This window comes from Leptospira haakeii, assembly GCF_002812045.1.
Taxonomy (GTDB): Bacteria; Spirochaetota; Leptospiria; order Leptospirales; family Leptospiraceae; genus Leptospira_B; species Leptospira_B haakeii.
This window is the reverse complement of record NZ_NPEG01000001.1, coordinates 1,164,896-1,177,136: the sequence shown is the minus strand read 5'-3', so window position 1 is coordinate 1,177,136 and position 12,241 is coordinate 1,164,896. Positions and strand designations below refer to the sequence as shown.

The 12,241-nt window shown below is 40.2% G+C and carries 3 protein-coding genes and 3 pseudogenes; 1 reads left to right on the top strand and 5 read right to left on the bottom strand.

Annotation, left to right across the window (positions count from 1 at the left end):
• Positions 1-76, top strand: a pseudogene (locus CH377_RS19670) (peptidylprolyl isomerase); the annotation flags it as partial.
• Here CH377_RS19670 and CH377_RS19665 read toward each other — a convergent pair.
• The 5 genes and pseudogenes from CH377_RS19665 to CH377_RS05535 all read right to left on the bottom strand — a co-directional run.
• Positions 62-655 (bottom strand): annotated as a pseudogene (locus tag CH377_RS19665) (alpha/beta fold hydrolase family protein); the annotation flags it as partial. The pseudogenes CH377_RS19670 and CH377_RS19665 overlap by 15 nt on opposite strands.
• Before the next feature lie 450 nt (positions 656-1,105).
• The gene (locus tag CH377_RS05555; protein WP_100722762.1) at positions 1,106-1,633 is read right to left on the bottom strand and encodes a hypothetical protein; all 528 of its coding nucleotides are present in this window, start codon (positions 1,631-1,633) and stop codon (positions 1,106-1,108) included.
• Positions 1,634-2,246: 613 nt separating this feature from the next.
• A pseudogene (locus tag CH377_RS05550) lies at positions 2,247-3,113 on the bottom strand (RHS repeat-associated core domain-containing protein); the annotation flags it as partial.
• 930 nt (positions 3,114-4,043) lie between these two features.
• Positions 4,044-4,550, bottom strand: coding sequence for a hypothetical protein (locus tag CH377_RS05545; RefSeq protein WP_100722761.1), 507 nt, complete (start codon positions 4,548-4,550; stop codon positions 4,044-4,046).
• 6 nt (positions 4,551-4,556) lie between these two features.
• On the bottom strand, positions 4,557-12,200 hold the full coding sequence (locus CH377_RS05535) for a SpvB/TcaC N-terminal domain-containing protein (RefSeq protein WP_279305809.1): 7,644 nt from the start codon (positions 12,198-12,200) through the stop codon (positions 4,557-4,559).
• Positions 12,201-12,241: the final 41 nt, after the last annotated feature.

Sequence of the window (12,241 nt, the reverse complement as noted above, 5' to 3'; positions counted from 1 at the left end):
TTATAATGGTCTGATCTTTCACAGAATTATTGCAAATTTTATGATACAAGGCGGTTGCCCTCAAGGGACCGGAACCAGCAGAGATCCCCACTCCAAACAAAGGACTATTCGGGAATTTTTTCTTAATGTATGAGAGTTGTTCCTTTAAATCAGAACTAGAACCCATCGTGTTTATCTGAGGTTTAGAAAGAGGAAGGTTCCCATGCCCTCTCCTAATACAAACCACGGAAGTCCATTTCAACTCTGCTCCAATCTTTTTTACAATGGACTTAACATCTTGTTCGTCACCACTGATCGTATGAAAGACAATCGCGATTGGATCGGTATCCGTTTTTTTCTTTCCATTTAGATTGGACCAGGCAAGCCCAGTGACTCCACCATCCTTCATTTTAAGATGCTCCAACTTATCATAATGAAAAAATTTGGAACGATGTTCTCTAAAAAGTAAGAGAGCCAGCATTAGGTGATTATTAAAACACCAGAACGTAGGGAAATATTTTCTGGTTAGGCGGGGGCAGTCTGTAATTACCCTTCTTGCAAACTCGCCTTCACTGAACTGGAGGACAGGATTTTCGACTACGCTAATAAAATAATAAATCGTGAATGCGAGAATGAGGAATGAAACGAGATAAGCAAAGGGGAAGAACGAGAACATTCAACAGTCCAAATGAAAATAGTTTAGGAAAGTATGAACGGAGAAGGACGAAGGGTCTATTACTTTATTGTAGGGGGATGGAAGTTTCAACTTTCTATGGTTTCTAGTTTGAAGGGGGAAGTCTCCCCCTCGCTTCAGCCGCGTTACACGCGTCTTACGCTACCCCTCTCCGGGAATTTGATAGCTTTTGAACCCCGGAGCTGGATTTACCTCGAATTATTTTTTCATGCGGAGTCCTATGGCGTAGAAGTTCATGAAGGACTTTTTTCTGTGGACGCTATAGATTCGAGTTGCTATATTACCTTGAGAATCGCTCTCTGAGTACAGAGAGCAACGAGTTAATGATTATATTTAGCAAAGTCAATTTAGCACTGAGAAGTTTTAGGATAAGTGTCCGGCAATTCGTGTGCATAGACAAACATGCACTAAATTTTCTGTGAAATTATAGTATTATAGATATCTTTGACCACGTATTCTTCTTATTTGTCGAATTGCGCATACCTGTATTCTTCGATTCTTCGATTTAACTAAAGTCAACAAAAGTTCTAATGCTCGTCCGGTTCCCAGGAAGCCCAATGCCCAAACAGCCTTTACTGCCAATAATTCGTGATCTTCTGGCGAAAGATATTTTGGTGGATGAACAATAAGATAATATAAATCGTCGATACCATCCGTAAAATTGCAATCTTCTATCGCATCAACGATATCCTCTTGTCGAAAGGCCCATCCAACGCGCAACAATGGCGACAGTACTCTCAATATTCCATTTGGAAATCCAAATCTCCACGATAGTGTAAAAGCAGATGAAATCGCTAACTCATCCTTTGACTCTATTGCTTCTGAGAATAGTTTCCAAATAAAATTTTCGACTTCTTCTCTTGAGATACCTACTAACTGCAAAAATTCCTTCTCAGTAATTATCTCCTCATCGGGTGAAGGAATAAATCGAAGAATGATTTTAAATAATTTTTCATCCATTTTAGTAAGCTTCCTATTGTTTGCTTACAGGCTGATAACTCAAAATAGCTTCATTAAAAGTTTTCAAGGCCTTCCCTCTTCCTAATCCAATATTCATTCTTCCTTTTTCCTCTTTAAATTGAGCATGAGTTTCCTTCCAGTCTTTTAAATGTTTCACATTCGGCATCAACATGTAAGGCATTTTATTTGCTAAATCTTTCTGATCAGCGCGGGCACCCATTGTCATCAATGCGGCCTTCGTACCAGGAGCAACCTCGAACCGAACTGTTACACCGCTAAGCTTCCTAGCATATGATTCATCCTCTGTAATGAATGTTTCTCCTGAAGGAACTATTTTTTCTCCTGGCAGACGCGCAAAGTGTTTAACAGTCATCGTTCTATAATAGACTTCAGGTTTAAGCTTATCTTTATCCGTAATTGAATCAGCTATGGGAATTGCGACTGGTTTAGTATCATCTTTTGGCTTTGTAAGATTATATAAGAGAACGGCGTCTGTAGTAACGGCTATTCCTAAAGCTACACCGTAACCGGCCCACTTAAGAGGTATTACGTCGGTTGGATCCGGAATAGCGACGTCAGTTCCAATCCAGGCTCCTAATGTTGCTGTTGCACTATGCCCTGTCGGATCCTTATATAAAATCGGATTCCCCGCAACATACATGAACCGGTTCCAATTTTGAGTAACCGCACCACGTTCCGGAATTACACTATCCGCACTTGTAAACCTCGCGATCTGCGGATCATAATACCTAGCATTATAAAAATAGAAATTAGTCTCTCTATCTAGTTCCTGAGAGTTATATTTAGGAGCAAAATCCAGAGTTCCTCTTTGAACAAGAGTCTCCCCGTAAGGCTCATACTGCATTCTGCTGAGAGTATGAGCACCTTCATCCAGAACATGAGCTACCGAATCTACTTGATCGGTTAAGAAATATGCAGTGACTCCATTTTCGTTGAGGGCAGCGATCCGAACTCCGTTTAGATAAACGTTATTAATAGAACTTAAAACATTCGTTTCTTCAGAATATTCTAATCCATAAAATTTGCTCGGATAGAGGATCTCTTGGTTTTTGAAAGAAGCGCCACTTGGAACTAAAGCTCTCTTGCGGACTCTGAATCCACCCTCATCATATGAATAATTACCAATAGTTGTGCTAAGTGCATCTTGGACTTGGGTAATCCTATTTTGAGAATCAACACTGATTGTTTTACTCAGGTCTTTGAAATTATCTCTCTGGTAGGTCATGTTCCCGGAGGAATCGTAACTCATGACCAAACGATTATTCCCACTTTGTGTGGAATCTATATGTGTTACTTGGTGGTTGGAATATTGATAATTCCACTCGTCTATGAGAGTATTATCGTTAAAGTTATGATTTCGTTTCGCGAGTAGGTTACCATTCTTCGCATAGGCAAAACTTTGGCGGAAAGTTTTGGTATAATTGTCAGCGGATTCTTGGTATTGTCCGTCAGCTGCTGTGAAGATATTGTAGGGGGGAAGTTTCCCCCTCGCTTCAGCCGCGTTACACGCGTCTTACGCTACCCCCTCTCCGGGAATCAACTGCTCCGAACCCCGGGACCGGATTACCTGTAGCTGCGATTCTCACGCGGAGGCGCTAAGCCGCGGAGAGAATATTAGTTACCTTGTTCTCTATGTCCGTTAGAAATTCTGTATGAAATTTCTTTGGGGTTCGCACGGAGTTCACAAAGATCACAAAGAGGGACAGCGGTTGATTTTATCTAGCGAAATGTCTTTGAAGCTTAGCAGTTTTAGGACTACTTTTTCGGACCCTCCACCTGCATGGGCGAACATGCGCAAAACCGCCCAACAACAAAATACCGAGCATTGTTGATTGCAATATTATATTACTATAATACAATCTCTATTAAGCGAAAACTATAAGTCCTATGATTACTCGATAACGCCAAAAATCCCCGTAGGATAAAAATTATTTATTGCCCAGATAAACAGTAATAATCCGCGACGAGCTCCGCAGTATTCCCAAAAACAAATGCACTACTTTCATTTTGCCAACACTCATCGAATCCGCAGATTTTATACGCCAGAAAATTTATTATGACGATTTAATTTGTGACCTTTTAAACGGACATTTCCAGGAGCGATGCTTTGGGGATGTGTAGGGAGCGTTCGTTTGGCTGTATCTTGCATTTGGCAGTGGCAGGTTGTGAGACTCCGCTTTTGGGAAATTCATCAAACTCTTTCTGTCAATCTATATTCGATCTTTTCATCAATGATACTTTATAAGATTTTCCGGAATCGTAGAAGGTACGGTTCATTTGGCGCTTACAAAAGTCTCTTGACATGGGCAAGTTAAAAGAACTAAAAATTTAAAAGCTCACTCTTTGACCTCTTGAGAGCCTTATCTCAAAGTTAAATTGTGCGAAACTCTTAAATTTGCTTTTCCACATGATATACCAATGGATAGGAATCGTTACATGTCCAAATTTTTAGTTTTGGCTTGAAGAGTTCAATACACCAGGCGCAGGGAGTATTCAATAGTTTTATGAATTCTTCTAAGTCTCCATTCACAACTCTTATTGGATCTCTATCAGACCAATCTTCAACTGCAAACATAACAGTAAAAGAAGTAGTTTTGGTTAACAGTTTTTCTCCTATATTTTGAAAGAATAAAATGGCATTTCTCTTATCACCACCTTCTATTAGTTGCATCCCTATAAGTGGTGCCTCTGGCACATTCCGATCTGATGTATGGATAAATGCAATCTGTTCTTCTGATAAATATGCTAATGTAGATTTTATCCCTCCAAAAACATGGGCTTGAGCGTTTTTCAGTGTAAATGAACAAGTATAATTAAACTTATCACATACTTCAGAAATGACGGTTTGAAACTCTTGTTTATTTAAATTTGTGCTAAACGCGATAGTTAAACTCATAAATATTCAGTTACCCTTTGTTCGAGTGTTTGCACTAGTCTGGGCTTTATAAAGCTCTTTCACATCTTTTGCGTTTGAAGGCCGTGCATTATTTGAAACACCAATTCTTCTACCCTTCGCAGTTTGATTTGAATACGTTGGATGGGTATGCGGTCCTTTTATTCCATGTCTTCCGCTTGGTCCAACCCGAAGCGTTTCTTGTCTATTTCCTTCTCCTCTGCGAATAGTCAATTCGCCACCCGCATCCGCCACTGAACGATCAATATAACCATCAATAGTTCGATTAGCGGGAATCGGACGAGATTTCCAGTTACAGCCTTCGACACATAAATTGCCCCCTTTTTTTGCAAAAGTTGAGCTTTTTATATTCCAGCCAGCTCCACGCGAACTCACCCCCCTAAAACCTGATAAACTACCTGAATTAGCTTTTCCCGATGTGGAAATGCTATCAGCAGCTGAACTATTCTTTCCTCCTTCGCTACTATTTGATCCAACTCCTATGCCGCCACCTTCCGCTAGTGCACGGCCAGTCTTTGCTCCAATTCCAAAGCCAAGAAAGCTTGCTCCAAAGCGAGACGCGCGCTGTTCACGCTCATCTTGCGTTAAAATATTTCCGTCAAAATCTTTTCCGCGATAGATAGTAATTGCTTCCTTCCCGGTCTGGTATGCACCATAAGCAACTAATGGAATTGCGGCTGGGGGAAGTACCTCTACAACGATGCCAAAGACAATTCCAGATTTAAGGCCTTCATCTAATCCCTGAATTGCTTGTCCGATATTTTCTCGCGTATCATGCCCCGTCGGATCCTTATACCGTATAGGATTCCCTTTCACATACGCGAATCGATTCCAACCCTGCGTATCCTCAGAACCATCAATAACACTATCCGCACTTGTAAACCTCGCGATCTGCGGATCATAATACCTAGCATTATAAAAATAGAAATTAGTCTCTTTATCTAGTTCCTGCGAATTATACTTAGGAGCAAAATCCAGAGTTCCTCTTTGGACAAGAGTCTCCCCATAAGGCTCATACTGCATTCTGCTGAGAGTATGAGCTCCTTCATCCAGAACATGAGCTACCGAATCTACTTGGTCGGTTAAGAAATATGCTGTGACCCCGTTTTCGTTGAGAGCAGCAATTCGCACTCCATTCAAATATACGTTATTAATAGAACTTAATACATTCGTTTCTTCAGAATATTCTAAGCCATAAAATTTACTAGGATATAGAATCTCTTGGTTTTTGAAAGAAGCGCCACTTGGAACTAAAGCTCTTTTACGGACTCTGAATCCACCCTCATCATATGAATAATTACCGATAGTTGTGCTAAGAGCATCTTGGACCTGGGTGATCCTATTTTGAGAATCAACAGAAATAGTTTTAGTAAGATCTTTGAAATTATCTCTCTGGTAAGTCATGTTCCCAGCGGAATCGTAGCTCATAACCAGGCGGTCGTTTCCGCTTTGGGTAGAATCTATATGAGTGACTTGGTGGTTGGAATATTGGTAATTCCATTCATCGATGAGAGTATTATCGTTAAAGTTATGATTTCGTTTTGCGAGTAGGTTTCCGTTCTTCGCATACGCAAAACTTTGGCGGAAAGTTTTGGTATAATTGTCAGCGGATTCTTGGTATTGCCCGTCAGCTGCGACAAGTCGGTTTAAGCCATCGTAGCTGTAGTTATATGCAGTTGTATATTCGGAAGAAGTGTTTGTGATCCCTGTGATATTATTTCTGCTATTAAAAGCATACACCGCGTCTTGGAGGGTTTTTGTAGTTCCATCCACATCTCCGACTGAGTTAATTCGAACTAATCTTTGTTTTACATCGTAAGTATAATTGGTTTGGACACCATTTCCGAGGCCGAATCCTGCGGTTTGCCCGAATTCGTTATAGGTAATATTTTCTACGATTGTTTTACTGCAGAACCCTGGAATGATGCCGTTTGTATTTACTTGGACCGAAATTCCAGTGATATAACCTGCGGTTCCATAGTTATAACATGCCTTCATTCGAGTATGATTTACCGGATGTTCCGGATAATCAATGGAGGTGACACGACCCAAAAGATCGTATTTATATTCTGTAATATAAGGACCATTCGCAAGTTCGATAGTTAGGTTTTTGATCTCTCTAGTTTCCTTCTTAGCGCGCCCTAACTTATCATAACTGAATGTTTTGATCTGAACAGAATCTTCTACTTTTACTAGTTTTCCAAGTGCATTCTCAGATCCGGAGCCACTATCGTAATCGAAATAAACAGTTCCTTCCGGAGTATCTTTGGTGAGCATTCTTCCGAGAGAATCATAAGTAAAACTTGCGGTAATGCCGCGAGCATCTATTGTTTGAGTAGTATCTCCAAATGCATTATAAGATGCGGTGCTGACTCCAAAATCTGGATCGCTATTCTTCTTCAATCTTCCAAATGCATCGTATAACCAATACGCTTGGTTTTTGCCAGAAGTATCTTTTGCAGTAATCCCGCTTGTATCACAGGATAAAGCTCCGCCATCATTCAGGTCTGATTTTTTGATCATCTTACCTGCGATATCAAAACAAAAACCTATCTTCGCTTGTGTTCCATCGCCACCGAAGTCTTCAATGTAAAGGACCTGGCCTCTTCCATCTTTTACGGTTCGTTTGCTAGTTCCACCGCTATGAGTTTCTACTGTTTCAAAAGGATCATTATAGGTAACGTTTAATGTAGTTGCTTCCGTTTCTCCGGCTGCAACTGGAAGAATTGTTTTTTTAGCTCTTCCGATAGCATCGTAATCAATATAGCTTGGGTTTCTTTCTTGTGTGTGTAGAACAAAGCTGTCTATCTCACCTGCATCTGCCCAATCCGGTTGTCCTGAACGAATGACCTGTCCGTTTCCATTATAAGTGATCTTTCCTGAGCGAACAAATTGTCCATTAGATCCTGTTTTAACGGTATGAACAACTCTTCCCATTCCGTCTTTATAGGAACGAAGTGCAAAACTAGGGTCCGCTCCGCCCGTGGGGAAAGTTGTTTTAGCGCTATACGGAAAACTAGATCCGTATTCATAAACTGCAAGAACCTTGGAGCCGGAATCCGTATCTGCGCTGGACTCTACTAGTCTTCCAAAATCATCGTATTCAAAATAAGACTTATTCCCATTCGGATCTGTAGAATCATCAGGAGAGCCAAATGCCTTTCCATAATTTGTGGTGTATCTCGTTTTAAGTTGGAAAGATCCGCCGAAACTTGTTTGTTCTTTTACGAACTGATGAAGTTGGTCATCGTAAACATAAGAAGTCCCGCGATATGGACTTGCACTTACGTTCTTCTCCACAGACTTGTTTCCGTATGTATCGTATTCGTATTCTGTAATATTTGCAGGAACAGAAGGAAGTCCGCTACCTGTATAGGTAACTGCGTTCCGAGTTAAATTTCCTTGTGAGTCATAAGTAAGAATACTTGTAGTTTCATGAGAAGAGCCGGATAAAGAAACGGTTTTCTTAGGCCTTGTCTGGTTACTAGTAGAATCCGTTTCAAAATCAGTAACCGTTGTGAAACTTTGAGAAGGATGAGCAGAATCTGCAAAATGATCCGTGCTTATATCTGTCTTTTTAGTTAGATTATAACCATTAAAGACAACAGAACCTTCGGAAGTGGTGGTCGCAGTTCCATTGATAAAATTCTGGGTTTTACTCAATCGAGCAAGATAGCTGATCTTTCCGGCTACAGTCTCTATTTGCTGGATCTCATATGTTTTCTTAGAAGAACCATAATCCTTATTATCAGAACCTATAATATGCATTTCTTTTTCTGCACCTGCAAGCGCACGGTTATGCATAAAGTTAGAATAAGGTTGGCTGAAATAAGAATGAACGGTACGGGAACCAGTTGCATCAGTCATAGTGAATTCTGTAAAACCGAATGCGTCTGTTTCCTTTTTGCCATCAATGAACGCAGAGAAAGAAACCCCGTTCTTATAGCTGTAACTCTTGAGGATCGTATTCCCAAGCCCGTCGTCTAAACTAATCTGAGTACAAACTCTGTAATTAATAGAAAGGTCCGGGATATTATCTTCACCGTTATTATCAAACTTGGTAGAATTATCATATTCTAAAGTGTAAATTCCACCGATCCCATTCTTGATCTGCTCGATCACATCAGGAACCGTACCAGTAGACATTGCAAAATACCAAGTAGGTTCTTTGAGATGAATGATGCCTATATCAGTGAGTCCGTCCCCGTTATAATCTCCTTGGATCCATTCGAACGGATAAACCTTGGTCATTAGATCTGGACGATCTATTGATAAAACAAATACAGGAGAAGCAGCAGAAACGATCTTACTTTGAGAAAGATCATAAACTTTATTTTCTCCATCGGAAACTATAATCGGATTTCCTCTATGATCGAATTGATTGGAAAATCCTACAAGACCTGGGTTATATACAGCTCTTGCCACAGTAGTTGCAGTAATTCTAATTTTCGAAAATACGATAGATGCAGTATCTGTTGGATCTTCGTATACGATAGAATTTCCTGTTACTTCAGGAAAGAGTGCATATTGTATACCAGCCTGGCTTGTTTTATCGTAAACAGTAGTGGAAACAGGAATATTTACCGAACCTGTGAGAAGTTTGAAATTAATGGCAGAAGTTCCGATGGTTCCTAAATACCATTTATGCGTAGTTCCGGTTCTGTCCACGAGAAGGATCTGTGCTTTTCCGACTCCCCCAAAATCTCCAGAGAAAACACTGAAACTTGTTCTTCTGTTTCGATTGGTTTCACTTCCCACTTGGAATAGGTTCTGTAGATAAGAATCCAGAACATCTCCTGTAACTGTTAAATACTTAGTTCCACTTGGCCCTGTGAGTAAAAATCTTTGAGCACTATTAGTTGTTTGGTCGTTCAAAACCAATGCGGATTTAGAACTAGTAGAATTGAAATAATCGATTGCATATGCACTCGAATTAATATCAAAAGATACAACCTGAGAATCCGCAATACTCGCAAAATCTGTTCGTTTGAAAGCATTTCCAGTATCTTGGGTTACTACAAAGAATTTACTTGTGGTCCCAAAATCTCCAAAGAATAGAATTTCATCTCGAGTGTTTACGGTATAACGATCTGCTCTTCCATTATTTAAGGTTACGATCCCGTTTGTCTCAGGGTTAAAACTGGTAAGAACTGCTTCCGTAAATGTTGCGCCCTTCTTAAAATCGAATACTCCCGTTTTTCTATCGAATAGGAGTAATTCTGGAGAAGCAGAACAATCGTTTGTAGTAAAACATCCAGGATATGCGATCTCTCCTTTTCCTAGGTTGGAGTTCCCATCATACTGATAATCTAAAAGAACTGTTTTCGTATCAGAAGAAGTGAAAAATACTCCAAATCCTTTTGTCGGTTTAACTTCATCCAAAGGAAGAGGAGTTTTCATCACTCTCTCTTGGTTTGGACCATAACTCATATCGCTATAGATCTTGTAACGGAATCCGTTAGACGTTGTTTCCCCGATCCAAAACTTTCCGTCAGTCTCTGAGAAAAATCCGATATCAGTCGCTCCATCTCCGTTGAAGTCTCCTTGGAGCCAGCGGGTAATTGTTTTGAACTGAGGAGCTTTTGACCAGATTTGAAAGTTGATTGTTTGGTTGGTAGTTGCTCCTAATGTCCATTCTCCCGAAGCACGATCGAATAATAAAAAGTCGGAAGTCCCATCTCCATTAAAATCTCCGGAGAATTGGTCGTTAGAGAATAGAGTCTGCTCAGGTGCTGTAAATACTTTGTATAACACCCAGTTAGTTTTAAAATAGATTGGATCTGTTTTATCAGGATTCCTGAGATTTTCTCCAACGAACCATTTTCCAGTTCTTTGGTCATAAAGAGAAATATCAGTTAGCCCATCCGCGTTATAATCTCCGCTTAAGAACTTGAGCTTAGCTCTATCTTTTCCATCAATGCTTGTATCGTTTGTGCTAACACTATCCAAATTTGCATTCGGAGAATAATCTCCCCTAAATACGTTTTGGAATTTTTTTCCTATTTTCAAAAATTCAAAACTACCGCCCTTGTTCAACATCAAGGTCCAAAGACCGGTAGGTTCATCAAAAAGTAGAGAATCAGAAAGACCGTTTCCATCATAATCACCGGGGAACCACTCCATCCGGAAAATATCCGGGATCCCGCTCATCAATCTTCCATAATTACGAAATTGGAATACTTGTCCGTCGTGTTCTGCGACTATAAAGTCTTTGGTCTCAGGTAGATAAAATGCGATATCCGCTCTTCCATCCCCGTTAAAGTCCCCGCTAACGTTTCCTTTGAAGAATCGGATCTTAGAAGGGCCATCATAGTTTTTATAACGGTTCCCATATGTCTTAAAGTTATATCCACCTTCTTTCCTTCCTTCTGCTGCTTTCCAATTCCCTGTTTGGGGATTGAAAACTACGATATCCGAAATCGCATCTCCATTAAAATCTCCCTCGAAATATTCAGTAGATGCGGGCAGTAGCTCCGTTTCACTGGAAGTTTGGTTCGCTACATTCTGCCAAGTTAATATACCAGAAGAGCTGCTATATTTGAATTCGGGCTTTGTTGTATGACGATCCGAATCTACTGTTTTGAGAATGGGTCTTCCGGAATCGAAAGAAATATCATACACTAGATTATAAGTCCAAAGTTTGCCACCTGTCCAACCGACTTCTATCTTATCTAGAAGTTTATCCATTACCATGGTGAAACCGGGAGCCATACTCACATACGAGTCTACTCTGGACTTCGTGATAAATTTCACATATTGTTTTGCAGGGAATCCGCTTTTGCTGTTTCCAGTGTATTTGATTTCTTGGATGTATAAATTTCGTTTTTCAGAATAATTTGATGTATCGTAAGTGACCTGCATATAGTTTCCGTTTCGATCTTCCGTTTTGGAAAGATACCAACTATATGTTCTGGAAATCTGGTTTGGATCATAGATCCGATTAGAGGAAGAATCTCCATAGATCGTTTTAGTTCCATCAGAATCTAAAACTTCCCAGGTTCCTCCGTTTTCTATATTCGTTAATTTTAATAATGCAAAATCTTCTTCCGTGATCTCGGGTCTATACACCCCGTTTTCGTTAGAAGTGGAGCCGGAAACCTTGATCAGTCTTTTTCCATTCCAAGTAAATGTATCTCTGGAGTCATAGAACAAAGCCCCATATTCAGGAGTTCTTGTGATTGCTCCGAGCCCTATACTCCAACCAATCCCAGTCCATCCATCTCCTCCTGTGGAAGAGTAGGATAACGCTAGATTAGGTTGAACACCGGCTCTACCCGCAGGAACTTGGATAGGATAATTTAAAGAAACCGCTCCAAAATTATTTGGCTCTGGTGGTGCGATAAACATTGCTCCAGCTAAGGCATCCGCTTTTGTTTCAGGATCATCAATCGCTTCGCTATAGTTTGTAGAAATAGAAAATAGATCACTTCCCTCGGGCGCAGGCGCCGATCCTGGAGACAAGAAGGAAGTTTCGGCAGGCAAAACTCCAGTAAATCGGAACAACTTGTTCATCATGTCCGATCCACCGGAACAAGAAGTAAGAAAAAGTGAAAGAACAGTAGATAAGATCCAAAACCTGGAAGAAGTCTTTAATCTAATCTGTGGAAGGAACTTCTTATATAAAAATTCCATATCCTTTTTTTGAATTGAGAATCTTCTCACAGGCAAACCTT

Bases quoted from the DNA above. Each gene is read 5' to 3' on its own strand.
- CH377_RS05555 (WP_100722762.1), bottom strand. From the start codon at position 1,633: ATGGATGAAAAATTATTTAAAATCATTCTTCGATTTATTCCTTCACCC.
- CH377_RS05545 (WP_100722761.1), bottom strand. From the start codon at position 4,550: ATGAGTTTAACTATCGCGTTTAGCACAAATTTAAATAAACAAGAGTTT.
- CH377_RS05535 (WP_279305809.1), bottom strand. From the start codon at position 12,200: ATGGAATTTTTATATAAGAAGTTCCTTCCACAGATTAGATTAAAGACT.